The following is a 23,924-nucleotide window of genomic DNA, read 5'->3' as shown; positions in this document are numbered from 1 at the left end:
ATGAAATCCGCTTCTCTGCGCACACTCTTTATTATTGCCGCGTTAATTGCCGTCAATATTCTGTCGGCATTCGTCTTTTTTCGACTCGATTTAACGCAGGAAAAACGGTTCACGCTCTCCAAAGCCACCCAAACGCTGCTGGCTAATCTGCCCGACGATATTCATATTGATGTATATCTGACAGGCGACCTCCCGCCTGCTTTCAAACGACTCGAAAGTGCCGTCCATGAGACATTAGACGAGTTTGAGGCCCGTGCGGGTAAGACCGTTACCTACCGATTTATTGACCCCGCCCTTGTTACTAACACGGATGAGAAAAATAAACTCATCGACAAACTACAGCAACGAGGCTTACTGCCAACCAATCTCTTTGCTAGTGAAGGCGGAAAACGGACCGAAAAACTGGTATTTCCGGGGGCTGTTGTCTCTTATAAAGGTCAGGAAACAGCCGTCCAGTTATTGAAGGGCAATAAAACGGCTACACCTGAAGAACAGCTCAACCAATCCTACGAAGGTGTAGAATTTCAACTGGCCTCGGCCATTCGAAAATTAACCCAAACCGAAGGTAACCGACGACGCGTTGGATTACTCTACGGCCATACGCAGGTTCCCCCGTCACGCTTCGCCGATTTGCTGGCATCGGTGCAACAGAATTACGATCTATTTTTTGTAGATATGGCTAAACCCGGTCCTATTGCTGGTCTGGATGCCGTGATTGTACCAAAGCCTGACAAACCATTTTCGGAGGAGGAGATTTTTAAACTCGATCAGTTTGTTGTAAACGGGGGACGGGCCTTATTTTTCGTGGATGGTCAGCGAGTGGATAGCGTCAATAATGAAGGCACCTATGCCCAACCCATTAGCCTAAATCTCGACGATTTATTTTTTCGCTGGGGTATTCGACTTAACCGCGATGTGGTGAAAGATCTCTACTGTGCATCAATTCCGCTCAATGTGGGCAATCTGGGCGATAAGCCAAATATTCAGTTGATGCCCTGGCGGTTCTATCCTCTGCTCAATAATTTCGGTTCGTCAGGTAATCCCATCGTGCGCAATCTTGACGCTGTGTTAGGCCGATTTATTAGTACACTCGATACGGTACAAGCACAGGGCATACAAAAAACACCGTTGCTTTTAACGTCGCCTTACACGAAGGTGCTGAAAGCTCCGGCATTAATTTCCTACAATGAAGCGCGTCAACAACCCGACCCTAAAACGTACAATGAAGGGGTCAAAATTATTGGGTGTTTACTCGAAGGCCGATTCCAGTCGCTGTTTGCAAACCGAATTTTACCGGGTGATCCCCGCGCAAGGAGTTTTCGGGCAGAAGGCGTAGCATCAAGGGTATTCGTCTGCTCAGATGGCGACTTGATTGTGAACGATGTGGATTACAAACGTAATACGCCCTACCCGTTGGGTTTCGACCGCTTCACGCGCAATACGTACGCTAATAAAGATTTTGCGCTTAATGCTATCGATTATTTAGTGGATCCAGACGGCGTTATTTCAGCCCGCTCCCGCACGGTAACCCTTCGCCCATTAGACAAAATCCGGGTCGATGCTAACCGCACCGGTTGGCAGTTTCTCAACTTAATCGGGCCGCTGGTTTTAGTCGGGGTTATTGGATTTATTTGGCAAGTGGTTCGGCGCCGACGGTATGGACGATAATCTTCTTACTCCACAGAAAATTTTACCAACCACTGCCCCACCGTTGCGTTCGTGAGGTTGAAGACAATATTTGGGAATAAACCCAGAATCAACGCCATCGCTCCTAACGGAATCAGCATGAGTTTTTCGCGGGCGGTCAAGTCAGTGATTGCAGATGTCAGACCAGCTTGAGAGTCGAATGGGCGAATCCAGGTTGGGCCAAAAAACATACGCTGGAGCGTCCAGAGAAAATAGGCAGCGGCCAACAGAATACCCGTCGTGGCAACAGCCGTGAGCCAACCGGGTAACCACTCCGACTGGAAACTGCCCATAAGTGTAAACAACTCACCAACGAATCCCGAAAACCCCGGCAATCCCAACGAGCCAAAGAAGGCTATCGCGGTCAGCGTTGTGTATTGCGGCATAGGTTGCATCAGACCACGATACGAATCAATTCGCCGATCGTGGGTCCGATCATAAATAACGCCCGCAATCAGGAACAACATGGCCGATAGGACACCGTGACTCACCATCTGATAGACAGCGCCGTTGATACCCTCAGCCGTTAGCGAGGCTACACCCAGCAACACAAAGCCCATATGCGACACCGACGAGTAGGCGATCATTTTTTTAAGGTCGGTTTGCGCCAGTGCATTTAATCCGCCATATACGATTGATAGTACGCCCAATCCAGCCAGCGTTTGGGCATACTCAGCCGCTCCGTCGGGAAAGAAATTCCAGGCAATACGCAAAAAACCATAACCGCCAATCTTGAGCAACACACCCGCCAAAACCACCGATACGGGCGTAGGCGCTTCAACGTGCGCATCGGGCAACCATGTGTGCAACGGAACGATAGGAAGTTTGATAGCAAAGCCAATAAACACCGCCCAAAACGCCAGCATCCGAGCGGGTAAACCTAGCACAATTGGCTCAGTAGCTGGATTTAGAAACGCATTGGGCAGATAATTACCACCATCGGCGAGGTAGCGCATATCGAAGGTATGAACAACTTGCGCCGGGTTTAGCTGGCCACTCTGAAGATACGATTGAATGGTTCGCACAACATCATTGGTCACGTCCAGGGGGCTTGTAACCAGACCAGCCGCAACTGCCGTGCTGACAGGGTCCATGACGGACAAATACAGTCCAATCATAACCAGCAAAATCAATAGCGAGCCAAGCAGCGTGTAAAGAAAGAATTTGATAGATGCATACTCCCGACGTGGCCCACCCCACAGGCCGATAAGGAAATACATCGGTAGGAGCATAAACTCAAAAAAGAGAAAAAAGAGAAAGAAATCGAGGGCTACAAAACAACCTATTACAGTGCCCGTCAGCAGAAGATAGAGCGAATAGTATGCTTTTAGCCGATGTGTTATCGGCCATGATGAGATAACGCCCACCAGCATCACTACCGCCGACAGCACAACTAAGGGTAAACTAATGCCGTCTACGCCAACCAAGTAATCAATGGAGGCAACACCCAGCCCACCGAGTGGTAATGTAATCCAGTTGGCCTGTTCGAGAAGTTGATAGCCCGAACTAGTTGTATTAAATTCTGCGTAAGCCATACCAGCCAGCACAACTTCACCCAGCGTTACGGCCAGAGCAATCCATCGAAATTTATTGGTCTGGCTCTCCGGCAGCAGAGCTACCAGTAATGAACCGAACAGGGGTAGAAAAATGAGTAACGAAAGAATCATAAGTTTATCTCCAACAGGATGTTACTGTCGGAGAAAATAAAATAAACCGTTTTACCTCGCCCCGGTGCGGTGTAATGGTAAATGGCAACTCGGCTTATTGTTCGCACCGTTAAAGTAACCACCAAAGTACCAGCAGCAAACCAACCACGGCAGTTGTAATGTACGACTGTACCCGACCGTTTTGTACAGAACGTGCTAACTGTCCAAGCCTACTTGTCAGCCAGGCCGCCCCGTTCACCAGACCATCAATACCCAAGCGGTCGAGACCGTGGGCAAGATGTGCCAACACAACAGTAGCGATACCCGCGCCATTAACCATCCTATCCACCACACGTTGGTCAGCGCGGTTAAGCAGTGTTGCCAGCCGTAAAGTAGGATTGATAATCAATACCTTGTAAAACAAATCTAGAAAACCGTATTCAAGCGAAAGGCGCACATAGCTAGAGTTAGCCATTGGTTCACGCATTCGAAAGCCAACCCAGCCGCCCAGCAATACCAGCCCGATTGACACGGGAGCCAGCCACCAGAAAGTTTCTTCTTCAGTTGTTGGCACTATGTGAAAGAACCAACTCCCATGAGCCGAAAAAGGATTAGCCGAGAACCAAATCCACACCGATAAGGCAGCCAGCACCATTACTGGCCCACGCATTAGCCAGTTGGGTTCGTGAGCCTGCGTTAGTGGTACGTTTTCATTACGGTAATCACCGAAGAAAATCAGTCGCCATTGCCGGGCCATATACAGCGCGGTTAGCCCCGACGATACTAAGAGTAATATTGGAATAAGGGCTGCCAAGCTATCATTTTGTGCATTAGCCCAGCCAAAGGCACCTCCCAGAATGGCTTCCTTTGATAAAAATCCGGAGAATAAAGGCAATCCAGCTAATGCCGCAGCACACACAGAGTAGGCGACAAACGTAGTGGGTAATGCTTTGCGTAAACCGCCCATCTGGCGCATATCCTGCGTATGAACAGCATGAATGACAGCGCCCGCGCTTAGGAACAAACCGGCTTTAAAGAAGGCATGCGTTAACAAATGGAACATGGCTCCACCCACATTATCAGTTCCCATTCCGGCAACCATCAGGCCCAATTGGGAAACGGTCGAAAAGGCTAGCACTTTTTTAATATCAGTTTGAAAAACAGCCGAATAACCACCCCAAAGAGTTGTGATAGTACCAACTACCGTAATTACGACTAAGGCATCGGGAGAGAGAAGCGGGTGAATTCGAGCCAACAGAAAAATTCCAGCAGCAACCATCGTGGCGGCATGAAGCAAGGCTGACACGGGTGTGGGACCTTCCATAGCATCGGGGAGCCATGTCAATAGCGGAAACTGCGCTGACTTCCCGACGCAACCCATGAACAGGCAGAGACCCAACACGGTTGGCGCAACGCTCCCCACACCCTTCGTCGCTAAGGTCGAAAAGTCGAGTGTATCGAAATAATAGTAAGTAAGGAAAATGCCAATCAGGAAACCGATATCCCCAACTCTATTCATCAGGAAAGCTTTCTGGGCAGCTTTAGACGCGGCAGGGCGCTCGGCATAGAAACCAATCAGCAGATACGATGCAAGGCCAACCAATTCCCAGAAAGCATACATCACCAGTAAGTTACCTGCCAAGACAATTCCGAGCATTGCCCCGATAAACAGTTGCAAATAAGCGAAATAGCGGCTCAGCTTGGGCTCATCGTGCAAGTAAGAAACCGAGTAGATCTGCACTAGTAAGGCTACAAAATGCACAATTATAAGCATCAGCCCGGTGAGCGCACCAAGCCGTAAACTTATATCAAACGACATACCTGCCATTGTCGCCCAATCCACCTGCAGGGTTATTGGCTGTTCGGGTAGATTTATTATCAGAAATATTGATAAAGCCAGCCCCGCGCCAGTCAGCACTATAGCCATGAAACTGGCTATCCGGCGGTTTACAGCAGTCAGCACCAGAAATCCCACAAAGGGTAATCCCAGCAAGGTAGCCATCAGCACAGGAAGCAGTTGGGGGGTGTAGGCGGGCATTCGTCGTTAAGCAGAATTGGCCGCAAATATCCCGATTCTGCGGTATGGAAACAAACCGTTCTAAATACAACTGCCCAAGCTTTTGATAAATCTATCAAAAGCCCTTTATTTACTTTATTAATATATCCATATCAAGCCTCTATAACCGTTCCGGCAAAATTGTTTGTCAGAACTAACGAATGTTGAAAATTCAGGTACTAGTCCGCTCATTGCTTCCCCCGGCTTTACGTAAAGTACTCAAACAAACGTATCACTTTGCACAAGAACGCTTAGTGGAGCCGACTGAACTAATCCTTGGTTTACGTGACCCGTTAACACCGCCCAAATCAAAAATCTTTGTTGGCGATGGTGATTTCAATGCCATAGGGAAAGAATTTAGACAGTATTTTATTGATTTCTGCCAATTAAAACCCGATCACACCCTATTGGATGTTGGCTGTGGCATTGGCCGTATGGCGGTTCCACTCACCACTTATCTCTCATCAACCGGCATGTACGAAGGCTTCGATCCGGTAAAGAAAGGAATTGACTGGTGTCAGGAACATATTACATCCCACTACCCAAATTTTCATTTTCAGCACATCAACGTTTTCAATGGCTCTTATAATCCAACGGGTCAGGATCAGGCCATCAACTTCCGATTTCCGTATGATGATGAACATGTTGATGTTGCAATAGTCGTGGGCGTTTTTACGCACATGACTATCAATGAAATTTCTACTTATCTAGGCGAAATAAAGCGCGTGTTAAAACCGGGCGGGCGATGCTTTACGTCGTTTTTCCTATTAAACGATGCATCCCGCCAATTAATGAGTGGTCCAACCAGTACGTTTAATTTTCAGTATGAATTTGAGGGTAGGTGGTCTTTCGACTCACAAAATCCGAATAATGGGTCTGCCCACGATGAAGCTGAACTTCTCCACTTATTTAGTGAACACGGCTTACAAATTGATTATCCTATCCGGTACGGCTTTTGGAGCGGTCGTCAACCAGCCACTTCGTTTCTTGACATCATCGTTGTACAAAAAACCCTGAGGATTACTACACCGTTTTTAACCAACCCGTTACACTGAGTCGTTCACAAATTGCGGGTAACACCTCATGCTCTAATCGACCACTCTCGAAACACACCAGACGCCCGCCCATTGGCGAAATAGTAATTTGCTGTTCTTTGCCGCCATTAATTTTGGGTAGGTAAAGAGCTAATTGACCTCCGTCTGCTTCGTGCCAATCGGTATTTAAGTAGCAGATTATGGACAGCTTCCGACGCGAATCGCTATGAAATTGATCAAGATGTCGTTTATAAACCGTACCGGGCGGATAAACGGCATAGTGAAATTCGTAATCGCATAGTCCCAGGTAACACGTTTGGTTGACGTATTCAACAAACTCCCCGATACGTTGGAGAAAAGCAACCTCATCGGGTGCAGTCGTGGCTTCTTCCAACCACAGAATCTCGTCACCCCGGCTAGCATTTACGACCGCTAATAGCTGGTTTCCAGTACCAGCCCCCCGAAATTGTCCCATTCCCCGCCGTTGACGAAGCGACTTGGCGAGTGCCACCACTTCATCTGAAGTCAGGAAATTATCTGCAATGCCGTAGCCATCGGTCAGAATACCGTCAATGATAGGTTCAAATAATAAATTCATAATTATAAGACCTACGAGCCGGGCCGCCGGAGCAGTTTCAAAAAAAACTTATGGGCCTGTCATTCCTTCAACTCGTTTAATTCATCCAACTGCACCGAGCGGAAATGACGATAAACTTGTAGGACGATAGCCAGCGCAACTGCCGACTCTGCGGCTGCTACAACCATTACAAATAAACTTAACATTTGCCCCTGCAAGCGATCTGGATCGTACTGGCTAAAGGCAACGAGATTGATATTGACCGCATTAAGCATTAATTCAATACCCATCAGCACCACAATAGCATGGCGTTTAAGCAATACTACTGCCAATCCAATGCTAAAAAGAGCCGCGCCCACGATTAAGAATAAATGACTATCAACGGGTTGCATTTTGCGATGATTTAGTTTGTGGAGACGCTAAATACGTAGCGCCAACAAGAGCAGCTAACAGCAAAATTCCGGCAATTTCAAAGGGCACGACATACTCTGTCATGAGTTGTTTTCCAATCGTGTTTACGGTACTTTGCCAGCCAACGGGTTGATTTAGCAAGGTAAAATTGGCTCGCGCCAACAATGTATATAAGGCAATAAACAAAGCGCCTGTAACAAGTATAGCAACTATCCAGCCCGACCAGGTATCTGATCGATTCTGAGAAATAATTCGGTTAGGCTGCTGACTATTTGTATTCGCTGAAAGTTCGGGTTTATGGGTGAGCATGACACCGAAAATCACTAATACCAATACTCCCCCAACATAGATCATAATTTGTGCAATAGCCAGAAAATCAGCACTTGCCAGCACAAATAGTCCCGCTACACCGAATAGGGTCAGCAGTAAAAAAAAAGCCGCGTAAAGGACACTGCGGGTAAGAAGAACGGCCAATGCTCCAACAAGTGTGAGTGCAGAAAAGGCGTAAAAGGCAAATTGTAGCACTGATTTTGCGGCTATAGTTGAGTAGACTGATCTGGTTTCTCATCGTCTGCTTTCGGCTTGGGACGCATCGTTGGTCGAAAGGCCACTGGTTTGGGCTTAGGTAGATCGCCGGCTTGCACCTCAGACGCTGCAACATTTTCGCCAATAATGGGCGCTTGCTGTTCAGATTTAGGGCTATCCTCTTCATACTTCGATGGTTCCGTAGCCGGTTTCATCGTTGGCCGAAAGGCAGGTGGCTTTGGCTTAGGAATTTCGGGCTGTTCACTCGACGCTGTTTCTGCCGGGTTCGCAGGCTTCATGGTGGGCCGAAAGGCCGCTGGTTTGGGTTTCGGCAGTTCAGAATCCGGGGAACTGTTTTGTTGATCTTTCGGCTCAGGTTCCACCGCTTTAGGTGGTTTCATCGTTGGCCGAAAAGATGGTTTGGGCTTTGGTGATTCGGAATTTACAGGTGTATCCAGCTCTGGTTGGTTTGGTTTGGTAACCGGCGGCTTCATTGTCGGTCGAAAACCGGCTGGCTTCGCAACTGGCTGTATAGGCTCGGGCTTTCCTGGTAGCGCTTCTGGTTCTGGCAATTCCGCTTGTGGTACCTCAGATAGATCGTCAGGTATCGGCGTTACTGGTTTTCGCGTTGGTGTAAAAACCGGTCGTTTCGCTGATTCTAAACCACCCTGAGCAATCTGCTGCATTTCATCTGGTGTGGCATCCGTGAGCGGATGTTCGATAGATGACCCTTCAGAATTAACCAGTTCAGCAGGTGGTGTTGGCGTTGTGGTCGGCTTGGCTGTTGGCCGGAACACGGGCCGTTTTGGTGTAGTGGGACTAGTTTCGGTTTCGGATGGTTGAATCGTTGCCGTTGCTTTAGCGGCTATTTGTGCGACTTTAGCTTCTTCTTTCTCCCGAACGAATTGCTCATATAAGGCCCGTTTTTCATCAGCTTGTTCCGGCGTAAGTTCAGAAAAATGATAGGTTAACTTACCAAGGTCAAACTCACTATAATCAAATTTTTTGTCCATTGTCAGGCATTCAGTGGGGCAAACCACCGTGCAAAGACCACAGTAGCAGCATTTGGCCATATCAATGTCGAATTTGGCAGCATATAACCGAATTGGTGACCCATCCGATGCGCGCCCTACTTCTTCAGTAGCTTTAATTGCGTCAATCGTAATACAATCGACAGGGCAGACTTTGGCGCACTTGTCACAAACAATACAATCATCGATCTCATTACGAAGTCGATAGCGGCCATTATCGGGAATAGGCAGTTGTTCGTGCGGATACTGAAGCGTGACTAACCCGTTCTGCAAGTCAAAATAAGTAGCACTTGCTATGCCTTCGGGCATCCTGCGTTTTGTGGCATGTCGAAGGTGACGCAACGTTAGGCTTAACCCCTTAATCGTCGTTCGGATACCCGATTGTATGTCCTTAAAGTATGACATTTTAAGAGTAAAAGTATCAACGAGCCAATGTCTGGCAAAAGCCGTTTCCGCTAAAGCTGAGGAAACCGTTGCGGTTCGGCCTCACTCATAATAGAATATACGGTCTCGATTATATCGTCAACGTTTGGTTTCGAAAAATAATCTCCATCTGAGCCGTAAGAAGGTCTATGTGCTTTCGCCGATAAGGTACGAGGGGCTGAATCTAGATATCGATAGGCGTTCTGGCCTTCAATAACCTGCTGCATCATGTAGGCCGATGCTCCGCCGGGTACGTCTTCATCGGCAAATAACACCCGATTCGTCTTTTTGACAGACTCAACAATGGTCTGGTTTACGTCAAACGGTAGTAGTGTTTGCACATCAATCACCTCAATACTGATACCCATTGAGGTCAATTGGCTGGCGGCATCTATCACGATTCGACACATCGAACCATACGTTACAACCGTCACATCGGAGCCAACGCGCAACGTTTCCGGTACGCCAAGAGGTACACAAAATTCGGCTAGATTGGCTGGCAATGTCTCTTTTAGACGATACCCATTCAATGATTCGATTACCAAAGCCGGATCGTCACCTTTAATTAGGGTGTTGTAGAAACCGGCCGCTTGGGTCATATTTCGAGGCACCAGTATATGAAGTCCTCGAAGGCTACTAAGCATTGTACCCATTGGCGAACCCGAATGCCAGATACCTTCCAATCGGTGGCCCCGTGTTCGAATAATGAGCGGGGCTTTCTGACCACCTTTGGTCCGATACTGCAACGTAGCTAAATCGTCGGTCAACGTGGCCAGTGTGTAATATACATAGTCGAAATACTGAATCTCAACAATGGGTCGCAGGCCACGCATAGCCATGCCAATTCCCTGCCCAATAATAGTGGTTTCTCGAATGCCGGTATCTGTTATGCGTATCTCACCGAACTTTTCCTGCAATCCCGCAAAGCCCTGATTTACGTCACCAATTTGGCCTACATCTTCGCCTATGGCAACCACACGCGGATCACGGCTGAACAGGCTATCAAAATAGCGCTGAAGCAGCAGATACCCATCTAGAACCGGGCTATCGTCGGTAAACTGCGCTGGTACTGCTTCAACCAGCATGGGCGAATCAGGCGACTGGCTATATAAATGTGAACTAAAGCGGTCGGCATTTTCGGCATTAGTGCGTTCGAGCCAGGCGCGTAGCCGTTGCCGACCCGCATCGCTATCGGTACGAAGTATGCGTAATGCTTTCCGAACGGCGGCTACCGCATCCCGACGCACGGGCGAGAACGTCTTACGAAGTTCTTCCCGAATAGCCATCAGTTCAGCCGATTTAGTATGATGACGAGCCGTTTGCTGGAGCAAATCGAGGGCTTCGTTAAAATCGCCTTTCATAGATGCCTGAAAAGAATCCCAGGCACTCAGGCGAGCCTTCTTTGTCGATTGTTTGGTTTCGTTTTCAATGGCTTCTAACTCTTCGTTGGTTGCATAGCCATTCTCTAAAATCCACTGCCTGAATATCAGGTTGCAGTCATGCTCAGCTTCCCACGTTAAACGTTGCTTCGATTTATAGCGCTCTTGCGAACCGGACGATGAGTGCCCCTGTGGCTGGGTAAGTTCCTGAACATGAACCAACACCGGTACATGTTCAGTACGGCAAATATGGGCCGCCTGCTGATACGTTTCCAGCAGGGCAACATAATCCCAACCTTTCACAGTAAAGATTTCCAGCCCTTTCTCTTCGCCGTCGCGCTGAAAGCCAGCTAACGCTTTTGAAATACTTCCTTTAGTAGTCTGGTATTCAATTGGTACAGATATACCATAGCCATCATCCCAGACAGACATTAACAGGGGTACCTGCAATACGCCAGCCGCATTCATCGTCTCCCAAAACATTCCCTGCGAGGTCGATGCGTCGCCAATAGTAGCGAAAACGATTTCGTTGCCGTTGTGCGAAAAATTGGTCAGTTCACTCAGGGCAGGGTTGTTGCGGAAAAGTTTGGATGCATAGGCTAATCCAAGCGCACGCGGAACTTGCCCCGCTGTGGGTGCAATATCACAAACAGAATTATAAAGTTCGGTTTGGTTACGCCACAATCCCTGTTCGTCGAGCCAGCGAGTAGCAAAGTGACCATTCATTGATCGACCAGCCGTATTCGGTTCTGCCTCCAGATCAGTGTGGGCGTACAGTTGCGCAAAAAACTCCGTCCAGCGTAGTTCACCCAAAGCCGCTACAAACGTCTGATCGCGATAATAGCCCGAACGAAAATCGCCCCGGTTAAAAGCACGGGCGGCTGCTAGTTGCGCCAGTTCCTTGCCATCGCCGAATATGCCGAATTTAGCTCTTCCTCCCATTACATCACGCCGACCCAACAAGCTTACCTGTCTACTTTCGTAAGCTAGCCGGTAATCTGACAGGATTTTTTCACGACTTAAAATATCAGTCGAGCGAAGTTGTTCGTTTGCTATCACAACAGAGCCACGGATTTAAATCGTCCAACAATCAATTTATTGATGAAGAAGTTGGCACCGGATAATCCGATTACCAAACGAAAGTAAAAGTAAGGCAAAACAAGTCAGCTTTCAAAAAAACGATTTTTCGTGTTTATTTGTTGACCAAATGAAAACTATAAGGTGTTTGGCAAACTGTTTGCTCTGAATATAGTTTGTAAGACTTAGTATTTTATAACCAAACCATAATTCTGTTTAATCCATGAAGAACATTCTTTCACTTTTCGTAGCTTTATTTGTGTTTGTCTCAGTTGGATACGCCCAAAAAGGAGTTTTAAAGTTCACAAAAGAAACGCACGATTTTGGCAAAGTTGAGCAAGGTAAACCGGTAACCCATGTTTTTGATTTTAAAAATACAGGCACCGATCCAATCGTTATCAACGATGCGCAAGCTTCCTGCGGTTGCACAAAACCAAGCTTCTCTCGTGAGCCAATCATGCCAGGAAAGAGCGGTTCTATTTCGGCAACGTATAATGCTGCTTCAGCCGGACCGTTCAACAAGTCGGTAACAGTAACCAGCAATGCAGAATCAGGTCAAACGGTTCTATATCTGAAAGGTGAAGTAACTACAGCCGGAACTGCTGAAACGGCTGCTGCACCTGCTGCTACACCGGTCTCTAAAGACAAAAAGAAAGGCACAAAAACTTCACGCTAACCTATTGAAGGGTTAGTAGTGCAGTCAAAAAAGGTATCTGGTAGTTTACCGGATGCCTTTTTTTTGTTTATATTTTCTATCATCCCGGTCGGTAACCGGCTAACAAACTCGGCGCCCGCTCTTCCTATTCCGCTTCTTTATGATCTGATTATCATCTACCTTTAAGTAATGTTTTCTGATCCAATCCTGTCTATGACTCCGCCCCAACGCCGGTAAATTGAGTCCTTTGTAACACGTTATTTTTCGATTGTCTGTTTCACCAGCAGCCATTTTGCTTTTTACGCAAACCGACAGCTAATTTCCCCTAAACTATGTTTTTTCTCATCCTTGGCATTTTGGTGCTTGTCGCCGGATTTGCCATCAATACGCCTGCGCTAACGTTTTCGCGTTTTTCCCGCCCTGCCAAAGTAATTGGCACGATTTTGATAGTAATGGGTCTCCTAACTGCCAGTGTACGCCAAATTGATGCCGGTCAGGTAGGCGTTATATCCACATTTGGTAATGTCAGCGACCGAGCTATAAACTCAGGTCTTAATTTTGTCAATCCACTGGCAAATGTAACGGAGTTTGATGTGAAGACTCAAAACTACACAATGTCGGCCGCACACGATGAGGGTCAGAAAGAAGGCGACGATGCAATACGGGTGCTGACAGCCGATGGTCTGGAAGTTGTGATTGACCTAACTGTACTCTATCGTGTGGTACCGGCTGATGCGCCGAAAATATACAGCGAAATTGGTACCGACTATATGGACAAAATTGTGCGCCCTATTACACGTACCCGCATCCGTGATAACGCCGTTTATTATGATGCTATCGCCTTGTACTCAACTCGGCGGGATGAATTTCAAGCCCGGATTTACAAAACTATCGAAGTTGATTTTCGGAAGCGGGGCCTTTTACTGGAGCAGCTATTGATTCGGAATATTGACTTGCCCGCATCGGTCAAGAAAAGCATCGAATCCAAGATTAATGCTGAACAGGACGCTCAAAAGATGCAGTTTGTTCTGCAAAAAGAACGGCAGGAAGCTGAACGGAAACGGGTCGAAGCCCAGGGCATTGCCGACTATCAGAAGATTTTATCTACAGGTTTGAGCGATAAACAATTACAATATGAACAGATAAAAGCCCAGCGTGAACTAGCGGCATCGCCAAATGCTAAAATCGTAATTATGGGTGGGCGTGGAAACGTGCCATTGATCCTGAACGATAAGTAACGCTAGTACTTTGTGGTTCGGTATTGACGAACTATGTATAAATAATACCAGAAACAGACCCTATTGAATCATATTGGTTTGATAGGGCCTGTTTTTTATTTATCATTGTTCCGTTCATAAGCCTGCTAATCTATGGAAAATACTACGTCTGCCACCCAGGAACCTGCTGTTGCTCAACCAGCACCTATTCGGCGGCTCTTATCCCTTGATGCTTTACGGGGTTTCGATATGTTCTGGATTATTGGTGGGGAAGAAATTTTTCATGTATTGGCCAAAACAACTGGTTGGGCATGGGCTATTTTTATGGCTGACCAATTTACTCATGTTGATTGGAACGGTTTTCGTCCTTACGACTGCATTTTCCCTTTATTTCTATTTTTGGCGGGCGTTTCAACGCCTTATTCACTCGGTAGCCGGTTGGCTAAAGGCGACGATAGAGCAATGCTGGCCCGCAAAGTCATTACACGCGGATTAATTCTGGTCGTACTGGGAATTATTGCCAACAACGGTCTATTTACGAAAGCTTTTTCCGATATGCGTTTCGGAAGTGTATTAGGACGAATTGGGCTAGCAGGTATGTTTGCCCAACTTATTTATCTTTATGTGGGCAATGAACGGACTCGCTATGGAATTTTCGCAGGTATCCTTCTGCTTTATTGGGCATTACTAATGCTTGTACCAGTGCCCGGTTTCGGCGCGGGTAACCTGACAATGGAAGGAAGTTTAGTCGGTTATGTAGACAGACTGCTGATGCCGGGTCATCTTTATAAAGTTGTCCATGATCCTGAAGGCATACTATCAACCTTACCCGCTATTTGCACGGGGTTATTGGGCGTCTTCGCGGGCACTATCCTACGTCGGCATGGCCTGACTGACAATCGGAAGATTCAACAACTCGTTCTGGCTGGAGTTAGTTGCGTTGCGCTGGGTTGGGTCTGGAATATCGTATTTCCAGTCAATAAAAATCTCTGGACCAGTTCCTTTGTGCTGGTAGCCGGGGGCTGGAGTTTGCTAATTCTGAGCTTGTTCTACTGGGTTATTGACGTTCAAAACATACGCCGATGGACGTTTTTCTTTGTCGTTATCGGTATGAACTCTATTCTGATTTACCTCGCTGGCAGAGTCATTGATTTTGAGCACACCGCTAATTTCCTGTTTGGCGGGTTGCTTCATTACTTCAGCGAACCAATCCAGGCGGTGGGTGGCGTATTGGCTTTTTTAGCAGTTAAATGGCTTTTTCTTTACTTTCTATACAAGAAAAAGACGTTCCTACGGGTTTGATCTTGGCTATTTCGCTGTAGTAAGCGCCATCAGCCACGCTTTACAGGTTTCAGGCCACGTAGTGAGAGAGCCGAACTTTGCTGTGCGTAGACCGTAACCGTGCCCGCCCTGTGGATACAAATGCATTTCGGCAGAAACGCCACTCTTTAAACACGCTAGATAATAATTAATACTATTTTCAACGGGAACAGTCTTATCATCCTCCGAATGAACCAAAAACGTAGGGGGTGTTTTAGTAGTCACCTGTAATTCATTAGAATAGTAGGCCACCATTTCTGGTGAGGAAGCTAGCTTACCCAATAAGCTATTGCGTGAGCCCGCATGCGCTTTATCGCCGAAGGTCACCACTGGATAAAGCAAAATGGCAAAATTTGGCTTAGCCTGTTCACTGGCTTTGGGACCTAAATTGTAGTGTGTAGAGAGCGTTGATGCCAGATGTCCACCCGCCGAAAAACCCATGACGCCAATCTTATTTGAGTCAATTCCATAACGGGCCGCATTTTGCCGAATAAGCGTCATACCCTGCATAGCATCCATGAGCGGGACTTCCTGCTGATTTGTCATGATTGCCGGGTTTGGCAGCCGGTATTTTAGTACAAAAGCAGCTACACCCATTTCATTGAACCAACGAGCCACATCTGAACCTTCGTGGCTTGCGGCCAAGATTCCGTATCCACCACCGGGACAAATCATGACTGCCGCTCCTGTAGCCTTATCTTTTGGAGGTAAATAAGCCGTAATGGTAGGTACAGATACATTGCTGATACGAAGAATGCCATTTGCATCTGTTTCCGATTTTTCTGTAATCTGCGCTCCCGAAATAGCGTTGGGGATGGCGCCATCGGGCCAGAGTTTAATAATATCCTGCGACAAAGCAAGTTGAGGTAATAGACTGGCCAAAAGCATAGTAAGCAACAAGAAGCGCATAACGAGTTGACAGCTCTGTGAGCCCAGATTAGGGTTAAAAATAGAAAAGCCGACCTCTGGGTCGGCTCTACTCATATTTCTACCTCGTTTTCTTCGGCTGACACTTTGTTATTGGACCCGCCGTGCAATACATCAATAAGTTCTTTAACACGATAAACGGTTGTGTTATACCGGTTCCCAAGAATGATGATGACGTATTCATCTTTGGGACTAAACCAAAACATCGTATTGTAGCCCTTCCACCAACCTGAGTGATAAATATACTCGGGCTGCTTCGTGTCATCCAGCATCATCCGGAAACCGTATCCGTAATTTTTGGCTCCTTTCCGCTCGAAACTACGGGGAACGAAGGCTTCAGCAAGCATCTTCTTCGGTAGCAAACAATCGCCGTTCAGGGCACGATACCATCGAAACAAGTCGCCAGTAGTTGAATATATACCCTTATCGCCCACAACATCGTCGTAATAATCCTTCGGAATGCGTCGATTCCACTGGTAGCCCGCCGTTCGATGATGGTTTATGGAGTCATTTTTAGTCGTAGCAACGAATGTCTGATGCATGCCCAGCGGCTCGAAAATATTCTTTTGAATAAAAGCTTCGTAGCTTTGGCCAGTCGCTTTTTCAATAATCGATGCAAGGACCATATAGTTAGTATTACTGTAACTAAACCCCCGACCAGGAATATTATATGGTTTTGGCGTTGGTTTGACCGTTGCAAACCAACGCATGATAGTCGCGTTAGATGGATAAGGTTTTTCTTTCTTATAAAAATTCACCTTCATACTATCATCGAAGGCATACTGATAGTTTGGTAAGCCGCTACGATGGCTTAACAATTCACGAATTGTGATTCCATGATAAGGAAAATCAGGGTAGAATTTCTGGATGGTATCTTCAAAGCTGAGCTTGCCTGCTTCAATTAACTTCAGAGTAGCAACGGCAGTGAATGTCTTTGACAACGATGCTAACTGAAATTTCGAATCTTCGACCAGCGTATCGCGTTGGCTACGCTCAAAATGACCCAAGCCAAAGCACTTCTTGTACAGAATCATGCCTTTTTGCGCCACTAATACATTGCCATTCAAACCTCCACGTACTTTCTGCCGAAAAATTTCGTCAATCTGCCGGGTTTTTTCATCAGCGTTGAGTTGCTGCCGAATGGTATTTTGTTGGGCAGTTGTCAGAATCTGATCATCTGCACAATTACGTAATGCGCGTGCCGACTGATTTAAGGTTTTCTGGTCCTGCCCACAGGATACCCCTAATCCAACTAACAGTAAAAGGGTAAACCAACTCAAGATTTTATTTGTCTGCACCATCCAACCTCACGTATTCGTTCTTTACTATATCAACTAAGTTCCGGTAAAAATAGCAGTTGCTTACTGTACACTATCGTTAAAGCAGTTAAAATAGTGTGAAAGTTTGCTAACGGGCTAACTAGATCCATATAAAACGTGTTAGAAACCTCTTCTTGGAGAGACTATTACCTGACGTTTATGACTACCGCCAAGAACGCCCGTTTTTCGTAGCCCGACATAGGCTCCTATGCTATTGGGAAGCAATTTGCCTGAGTCAAACCCTAAAGAGCCATTCAAAACCGCTCCTCCTAACAAGCTTATGGGTAGAGACGCCGTCACTAAACCCGAAAATTGAGATGGAATAGTTAAATAAGGGATAGCATATGTTCCGGCATTACGACTGAATGACAACCGAGCTGTTACATCGACTTTATCAAACACTAGAGCACTCAGACCCATATGAAAAGCACTGACCCGATTATTAGCAATACCATAACGGGGCGGTAACGATGTACTTACTTCCTGTTGAGGTGTCAGAAATGGCGTTCCAATGGTGCGGCCAAAGTATGTCCAGCCATCAATATATTGACTATTGTTGAAATAGTCATCCCGCCCCCGGCGCTTGGGATCGTCCAGAATAAATAAATCTCCCCCCTGACTTCCTGTAAACAAATACTCAAAAGTGACTTGTTTGAGGAAGAATGCTGAACCGGTCGGCTGATCCCGATTCCGTATACGTAAGCCATTTAACCCATCGTCCAGGTTTGTACCATAAAACAGCGAACCATCATCATATACAAACTGGCGATAGGCAAATAAATTCCAGCGATTTAGACTGACTTCAATGGCAAAATCAACTGACCCAAGGTGATTGCCAACTCGATTCTCTTCAAAATGAGAAATCGTCTGAATACTTTGATCGTCAGGATAGGGGTTACGAGTACCCAAAATTACTGAAGGGTAATATTTAATATTAGATGGCAGGTTACCATTTGTTGATACCGAAGAATTTAAATAATCGGAATGACCCGCCCACATAACCTGGTGGTTGAAGCCACTATATAATCGAACACGCCACGATGGCTTTCCCAGCCGTCCATAAAAAGAAGACTGATGCAGGTAGGAGCTTTTTACTAGCCGATCTGAATTTTCGAACCAGCCATGCGAGAACGTCCCCATAACAGATATAACCCCTTTCGTAAACGGGACAGCCGTGAATACAGGTAAAGAGAGCTGTATTTTAGGAATTGGCAATGTATTCCCGGACCATATATAAGAACCGCTGGTGAGAAGTGTGTCTACAAGACCAATAACCTCTTTCCGACGACCAACGTAAAGTTCAAAAGCACCAAGACGACCTTTCAGGTAAGCTTCAGGAACAAGAAATTGACTTGTCGCTCCCACATTAGCGACAACATTAAAACCATAACCCCAGTCAATCTTTGGTCTATAACCAGTGCTATCAGTTGGTCGGTAATCTGATCGAAGACCAGCATTCAGGCGTGAGGCTGGATTCTTGAGAGGCACAGTGCCATATTGATTTGCGCGTAACCAAAAAGGTGTTTGATCAGAGGAGGCCAGACCACCTATTTCTAGTTGATATTGATTAACCCGCTGCCCATAAACTACTGTACAATTGGCAATAATAAATAATCCACACCAAATCCACAAAAACACAAATCTCATAGAAAATAGGCCGATTATACCGTTGGTCTGGCAATAGCACTCATTTGCCACGGCCCTGGGCCATTACCCGAAGCGTTTGGGCGATAATCCACATATCAAATAAGAATGACCGGCGTCTGGGGTAAAGCAGATCATAGCGTAACCTCTGTACCATTTCATCAATGTTAGCCGCATACCCGTATTTGATCTGGCCGATGGATGTAATACCAGGCTTTACTTTCAATAAGGAACGGTACTCTGGTGCTATTTCGACGATTTGATCAATAAAATACTGTCGCTCTGGTCGAGGTCCAACAACGGACATATCCCCAATCAATACATTATAAAATTGAGGCATTTCATCGAGCCTGGTTTGACGCATAAAGCGTCCCCAGGGAGTAATTCGATCATCGAGCAGGCCACCAGATAACACGGGTCCCGACTTTTCAGAATCTACATACATACTCCGGAATTTGTATATCTTAAATGGTCTACCTTCTCGCCCAATCCGTTCCTGTGCATAAAATATCGGACCAGATGAAGTAATTCGTGTTATGGCTGCTATAATGAGAAAGAAAGGCATACCTAGCCCAAGGGCCGCTGCCGAAAATATGAAATCGAATGAGCGTTTAAGGGTATTAACCTGAAAGTCAGCCAGCATTTGCGATGACAAATTCAGTACTGGCAAAAAATCATGATATTCAACTGACGCCCCGCGAGCCAGAAAACCTCTAAAATCAACTAATAGTTTCACCTGATAATCAACTACTTCCGCATCTTCAACAATAACTCTGAGACGCCCATTATCAATATAAGGCATACAGCAATAAACACAATCTATTCCCTCCTTCTCTATATATCCCGACAGATCATCATAATTTCCTTTAAGGATTCCGTGGTTTTCTGTGGAAGGCTGATCGAAATAACCGTAAAAATGAAATCCCATTTCAGGGTGCGTATCATAAAAACTTTGGATTGAGGCAGCCAGCTTACCATACCCAACAATTACGTAACGCCTATTATTGTAACCTCGGGCCCGGTATTCTCTCAGAAAAACTAGACTGCCAATTCGAAAGGCCACCGCCAAACTTGTAAATAGTGCGTATGTAATCAGTAAATGTTCTCGTGAGTAGTAATAACCTTTTACAGCTACCCAATACACAGAGATAACAGCTATATGAATAGCCATCAGAATTAATAATTTTTTTATTAAATGGTCGGCCTTAAATAATTGCCGGGGATAGATATAAGGCTTAATAACCAGAATTTCAAGCAACCAAACTAAGTTGAATAGCCCCAAAAGAGACGCATAAGGTGGATATGAAACGGCTTCAATTGAGTGAAACTTAATTGCGTAAGCTCCTACAAAAGCCATGTTTAAGCTCAGGAAATCAACGATTACATGAAGCGGAAAAAATAGTATGGAATAGCGGTGCCTCATACTTCTTAAATTTACTCATCAACAAGTTGACAAGAAGCCTGCCAAACTACAATACGCTAAAATAAAGCCTATAGCTGACGAGTCTATATGAATATTATCCTACGGTTAAAAAAGCCAGACCGCAAATTAGGTAGAAATGCTGTCTTAAAAAAATCCAATATACCAATTCCCTGTACTGGCTGAATTACTTAGATTGGTTTGCATGCCACATCTTCCGTATACTGATGTATGTACCAACACTATTCTGATATAAGGTACCAGCATCGGCAGCAACACTGGCAGTGAATTGAAGACCCCCTAAAATATCTAGAGGAGCGACTAGACTAGCATACGCTGAAAACTGATTACGAACAGACGAAAAAGGATTATTATAGGTACCCAGATTTCGACTATACGATAGCTTTACCTGATAGACTGGTAGACCCGATAGTGCCTGCCAGCGTACCGGTAAACTGCCCGCCAACCCTGTATGGAATACATATACCCGATTATTAGCTGTAAATGTACCATTTGGATATTGATCCTGCGGCCCAAGTGCTGGTGGAATAAAAGGCGTACCAATCGTATGCTGGCGGTAAGCCCAGCCATCACGGAATTGCTGGTGATTAAAGTAATCATCCTTACCCCGCCGAGCCGGATCGTCAATAACAAACTCAGGACCGCCTTGGCTGGTTGTATTTAAAAACTCAAATAAAATATCGCGAACAATTGCTTTCGGGTCATTTCGCCGGAGCCGTACACCATTCAGACCATCAGCAATATTAATTAAATAATATAGCGAACCATCTTCATATATGTTTTGACGGTAAAAATAGAGCGTGTGCCGTACCAGATCAATTTCAATAGCCAGATCAACAGAACCAAGGTGATTACCAATTCGGTTGGTTAAATCAAAGAAATTATACTGTGAAGTATCCGTATTTCTAGGACTAAGAGTTGATACTACATAAAAATAGTTAAGTAGGCCAGATGGCAACTTTCCATCAGACTGAATAGAAGGAGGAATATTCGCTGGGTCAGCGATCTTGCCACCCCAGACAACCTGATGGTTTAGCCCTCCATATACACGTACGACATCTTGTGGTCGCCCAAAACGAAGATATAAGGACTTTTGATGCAACATCGTATTTTTAATATACCCATTCGCATCCAGATAACCATGGGCAAATGTACCCTGAACGGCTACCCATCCTTTCGTAAACCCAATAGGGGTGAATACCGGAATTGAAATCTGAATTTTGGGAACAGGCATTGCATTGCCTGACCAAGCATAGGAGCCCGTTGATAAGGTTGAATCGGCCAGACCAAACTTTTCACGTCGTCGGCCAATATAGGCTTCAAAAATCCCTCGACGCACTTTCACATAGGCCTCTGGCAACAATATATTTCGCTCATAAGGTAATGGATTTCGAGTTGCATTAGCAACTACATCAAGTCCATATCCGAAATCATATTTTGAATTTTTCCATCGACCTGTGCTGGGGCGAGCAGTGTCATAATCACTATGAATACCTGCCCGAAACGTTAGCACAGCTGATCGGTTCGGGACAATGCCATATTGATTGGCTCTTAACCAAAAAGGCGTTTCGGTTGATGAAGAAAGATAAGTACCAACTTCAGCAGAGTACTGGGTAGGCTTACGAATGGGTTGAGCTGGTAATGGCAAAAAAAAAGTGCTTCCTATAATCAATGCACATGATTTATATAATATTGCTAACGCACGCATCGATTATTATTCATTAGATTGTAAATCAATATAGGCACAAGAATAGTGCCGACCGTGTTCATTTTGTTACCATCGGCACCAACTTTCGATGCTGGATATACTTTTCAGCAACAAAATTTCTAATTTTATCTATGAATGTTGATTCATCAAACGATTCTGCATGTTCACGAATGAACCTCGGCTCGAAATGATCCTCCAACTCTTCATACCGTTTTATGGCAGCCACCAGATCGTCAACAGTTTGATTTTTAATAAATAAAGCGGTTGCATACTTGGGTTCTTTTACCACAGGGATTTGTGTTGCTTGAACTCCTCCTTCCCCATAAGCGATAACAGGTCGCCCTGCGGCATTAGCTTCTAAAGGCGTAATACCATAGTCTTCATGCTGCGGAAAAATAAAGGCTCGGCAATCCGCATATACATCAGCTAATTCCTGTGCTGACAAACCACTAAGGAAGGTGATGTTACTATTGGCTTGTGCCTTAATTTCATCAGCTTGTACACCTTTCCCAACAATAATTAATGGATAGCCTAATTGATTGAATGCCTTGACTACCAAATCAACCTTTTTATAGTATTCTAACCGTGAAACGACCAAGAAATATTTCTTAGGTTTCTTAGAAACATAAAATTTCTTGGTGTTAACAGGAGGATTGATAATCGAAATATCATTTTTTACCTGATACGCTTTTTGCAATCGATTAGCGGTTTCATCTGTCATAGCAATGTAATAGTCAGGCCGTTGCCCAAACTTAAAATCAACATTACGCAGATATTTTAAAATTGCATCAAAGAATATTCTTTTTACTGGACCAGCTCCAGCATATTGAGCGTAAGAGGTCGGATCCCAAGCTAATCGGAACGGCGTAAAACTGTAACTGATAACTAACGCTCCTTCTTTGACCTTAACATATTTGGCACAATGTGTACCTGACATTAATACCACATCAAAATCTGTTAGATCATGTGACTGCATTGCCCATACACCTAGAGGAAAGAATAGATTTTTCATCCTATCATCCGTTTTAGCAATCTTCTGCATCCAGGATGTACGGATATCGCAATCTTTAAACTCAGGAAATGTAAGGTCAGGCTGATAACATTGTGTATAAATTGGTGCGTCTGGAAATGCCTTATGAAAGCATAAAGCCACTTGCTCTCCCCCTGCTCTGCACATTAACCCATCCTGTACTAAAGCAATTTTCATAAAAAAGAACTCCTCATTGGTTTACACCTAAAACACCGCAAAAGTAGGCAATCTCATTTGCAAACGGAAGTTCATAAAAATACCCGCTAACAGCGGGCATTTCATGTCTATTTTTTTAATATTCTATTACTAATCTGCTGTCGTTCAGTCTTTAAAATTGGTATATAAACACCAGACGAAAGCGTTTTCGGTATCCATTCGACCTGATGCCGACCGGCCGTTTGAAAACTATTTTCCAGCAAGCGTTCAATTACTTGTCCTTTCTCATCAACTACGAATAAACTAATTTTCCCATCTTCTGGAAGATTGAAATCAACAATAGTTGATCTGTCAAAAGGATTTGGGTAGGCTTTCAATTGAAGAGAAAAGTCGTTTTTATCACTAACTGATTTAATATTGGCAGTAAAAATACTTCCATTCTTTGCTACAAAACCAGGTAATAGAGAAACTGACCGACCAGCTTGATAATCAACAGTAGTCCCTATTCCTACAATATTAACAGCTTCTATAGTCTCTACAGCTTGTTCCAAATATTTACCGCTCCTCTCATAACTTACCTGAATTCTTATTGATTTAGGCGAAGTCTGCGCTAAGCTAAGCAACGTCATAGAACACCCTAATAACAGTAGTAGAAATCGCAT

The 23,924-nt window shown here is 45.3% G+C and carries 19 protein-coding genes; 5 read left to right on the top strand and 14 right to left on the bottom strand.

Annotated elements, in window-relative coordinates:
- The gene (gldG, locus tag ACFS25_RS02085) at positions 1-1,668 is read left to right on the top strand and encodes a gliding motility-associated ABC transporter substrate-binding protein GldG (RefSeq protein WP_381496746.1); all 1,668 of its coding nucleotides are present in this window, start codon (positions 1-3) and stop codon (positions 1,666-1,668) included.
- A gap of 5 nt (positions 1,669-1,673) precedes the next feature.
- Here gldG and ACFS25_RS02080 read toward each other — a convergent pair whose 3' ends face one another.
- Positions 1,674-3,353, bottom strand: a complete 1,680-nt coding sequence (locus tag ACFS25_RS02080; RefSeq protein ID WP_381496745.1) for a complex I subunit 4 family protein — start codon at positions 3,351-3,353, stop codon at positions 1,674-1,676.
- A gap of 109 nt (positions 3,354-3,462) precedes the next feature.
- Complete coding sequence (locus tag ACFS25_RS02075; RefSeq protein ID WP_381496744.1) at positions 3,463-5,370, bottom strand: NADH-quinone oxidoreductase subunit 5 family protein; 1,908 nt, start codon at positions 5,368-5,370, stop codon at positions 3,463-3,465.
- 179 nt (positions 5,371-5,549) lie between these two features.
- On the opposite strand from ACFS25_RS02075, the gene ACFS25_RS02070 reads away from it, so the two are divergent.
- Positions 5,550-6,443, top strand: coding sequence for a class I SAM-dependent methyltransferase (locus tag ACFS25_RS02070; RefSeq protein ID WP_381496743.1), 894 nt, complete (start codon positions 5,550-5,552; stop codon positions 6,441-6,443).
- On the opposite strand, the gene ACFS25_RS02065 is transcribed toward ACFS25_RS02070, so the two are convergent.
- Genes ACFS25_RS02065 through ACFS25_RS02045 form a run of 5 tightly spaced genes read right to left on the bottom strand, consistent with a single transcriptional unit; the run spans position 6,412 to position 11,827 of the window.
- Positions 6,412-7,020: a 2OG-Fe(II) oxygenase gene (locus tag ACFS25_RS02065; protein WP_381496742.1), complete on the bottom strand. Its 609-nt coding sequence runs from the start codon at positions 7,018-7,020 to the stop codon at positions 6,412-6,414. The genes ACFS25_RS02070 and ACFS25_RS02065 overlap by 32 nt on opposite strands.
- 59 nt (positions 7,021-7,079) lie before the next feature.
- The gene (gene nuoK / locus ACFS25_RS02060) at positions 7,080-7,391 is read right to left on the bottom strand and encodes an NADH-quinone oxidoreductase subunit NuoK (RefSeq protein WP_381496741.1); all 312 of its coding nucleotides are present in this window, start codon (positions 7,389-7,391) and stop codon (positions 7,080-7,082) included.
- The gene (locus tag ACFS25_RS02055) at positions 7,378-7,935 is read right to left on the bottom strand and encodes an NADH-quinone oxidoreductase subunit J family protein (RefSeq protein WP_381496740.1); all 558 of its coding nucleotides are present in this window, start codon (positions 7,933-7,935) and stop codon (positions 7,378-7,380) included. Before ACFS25_RS02055 ends, nuoK begins: the two co-directional genes overlap by 14 nt.
- Before the next feature lie 11 nt (positions 7,936-7,946).
- Positions 7,947-9,371, bottom strand: coding sequence for a 4Fe-4S dicluster domain-containing protein (locus ACFS25_RS02050; protein ID WP_381496739.1), 1,425 nt, complete (start codon positions 9,369-9,371; stop codon positions 7,947-7,949).
- 50 nt (positions 9,372-9,421) lie between these two features.
- The gene (locus ACFS25_RS02045; protein WP_381496738.1) at positions 9,422-11,827 is read right to left on the bottom strand and encodes an alpha-ketoacid dehydrogenase subunit alpha/beta; all 2,406 of its coding nucleotides are present in this window, start codon (positions 11,825-11,827) and stop codon (positions 9,422-9,424) included.
- 241 nt (positions 11,828-12,068) lie between these two features.
- Here ACFS25_RS02045 and ACFS25_RS02040 point away from each other — a divergent pair, with 241 nt between their 5' ends.
- The 3 genes from ACFS25_RS02040 (at position 12,069) to ACFS25_RS02030 (ending at position 15,019) form a co-directional block, all read left to right on the top strand.
- A complete protein-coding gene (locus ACFS25_RS02040) occupies positions 12,069-12,521 on the top strand; it encodes a DUF1573 domain-containing protein (RefSeq protein ID WP_381496737.1) in 453 nt (150 codons plus the stop codon).
- A 311-nt stretch (positions 12,522-12,832) separates the two neighbouring features.
- Positions 12,833-13,738: a prohibitin family protein gene (locus ACFS25_RS02035; protein ID WP_381496736.1), complete on the top strand. Its 906-nt coding sequence runs from the start codon at positions 12,833-12,835 to the stop codon at positions 13,736-13,738.
- 132 nt (positions 13,739-13,870) lie between these two features.
- Complete coding sequence (locus tag ACFS25_RS02030) at positions 13,871-15,019, top strand: acyltransferase family protein (RefSeq protein ID WP_381496735.1); 1,149 nt, start codon at positions 13,871-13,873, stop codon at positions 15,017-15,019.
- 6 nt (positions 15,020-15,025) lie between these two features.
- Here the strand turns inward: ACFS25_RS02030 and ACFS25_RS02025 are convergent, their stop codons facing one another.
- The 7 genes from ACFS25_RS02025 to ACFS25_RS01995 all read right to left on the bottom strand — a co-directional run bounded on the left by ACFS25_RS02025 (position 15,026) and on the right by ACFS25_RS01995 (position 23,924).
- Positions 15,026-15,946 (bottom strand): alpha/beta hydrolase, encoded by a 921-nt coding sequence (locus tag ACFS25_RS02025; RefSeq protein WP_381496734.1) that lies wholly within the window; start codon positions 15,944-15,946, stop codon positions 15,026-15,028.
- Positions 15,947-16,017: 71 nt separating this feature from the next.
- A complete protein-coding gene (locus ACFS25_RS02020; RefSeq protein ID WP_381496733.1) occupies positions 16,018-17,265 on the bottom strand; it encodes a serine hydrolase domain-containing protein in 1,248 nt (415 codons plus the stop codon).
- A 138-nt stretch (positions 17,266-17,403) separates the two neighbouring features.
- Positions 17,404-18,930, bottom strand: coding sequence for a capsule assembly Wzi family protein (locus ACFS25_RS02015; protein ID WP_381496732.1), 1,527 nt, complete (start codon positions 18,928-18,930; stop codon positions 17,404-17,406).
- A gap of 40 nt (positions 18,931-18,970) precedes the next feature.
- Positions 18,971-20,350: a sugar transferase gene (locus tag ACFS25_RS02010; protein ID WP_381496731.1), complete on the bottom strand. Its 1,380-nt coding sequence runs from the start codon at positions 20,348-20,350 to the stop codon at positions 18,971-18,973.
- A gap of 184 nt (positions 20,351-20,534) precedes the next feature.
- Entirely contained in the window at positions 20,535-22,016 is a 1,482-nt protein-coding gene (locus ACFS25_RS02005; RefSeq protein ID WP_381496730.1) for a capsule assembly Wzi family protein, read from the bottom strand.
- Positions 22,017-22,134: 118 nt separating this feature from the next.
- The gene (locus ACFS25_RS02000; protein ID WP_381496729.1) at positions 22,135-23,283 is read right to left on the bottom strand and encodes a glycosyltransferase; all 1,149 of its coding nucleotides are present in this window, start codon (positions 23,281-23,283) and stop codon (positions 22,135-22,137) included.
- A gap of 107 nt (positions 23,284-23,390) precedes the next feature.
- Positions 23,391-23,924, bottom strand: coding sequence for a T9SS type A sorting domain-containing protein (locus ACFS25_RS01995; RefSeq protein WP_381496728.1), 534 nt, complete (start codon positions 23,922-23,924; stop codon positions 23,391-23,393).

Origin of the sequence: Spirosoma flavum, from assembly GCF_042686045.1 — a bacterium.
Taxonomy (GTDB): Bacteria; Bacteroidota; Bacteroidia; order Cytophagales; family Spirosomataceae; genus Spirosoma; species Spirosoma flavum.
The sequence above is the reverse complement of the archived record's forward strand: the minus strand, read 5'-3'. Positions and strand labels throughout refer to the sequence as shown.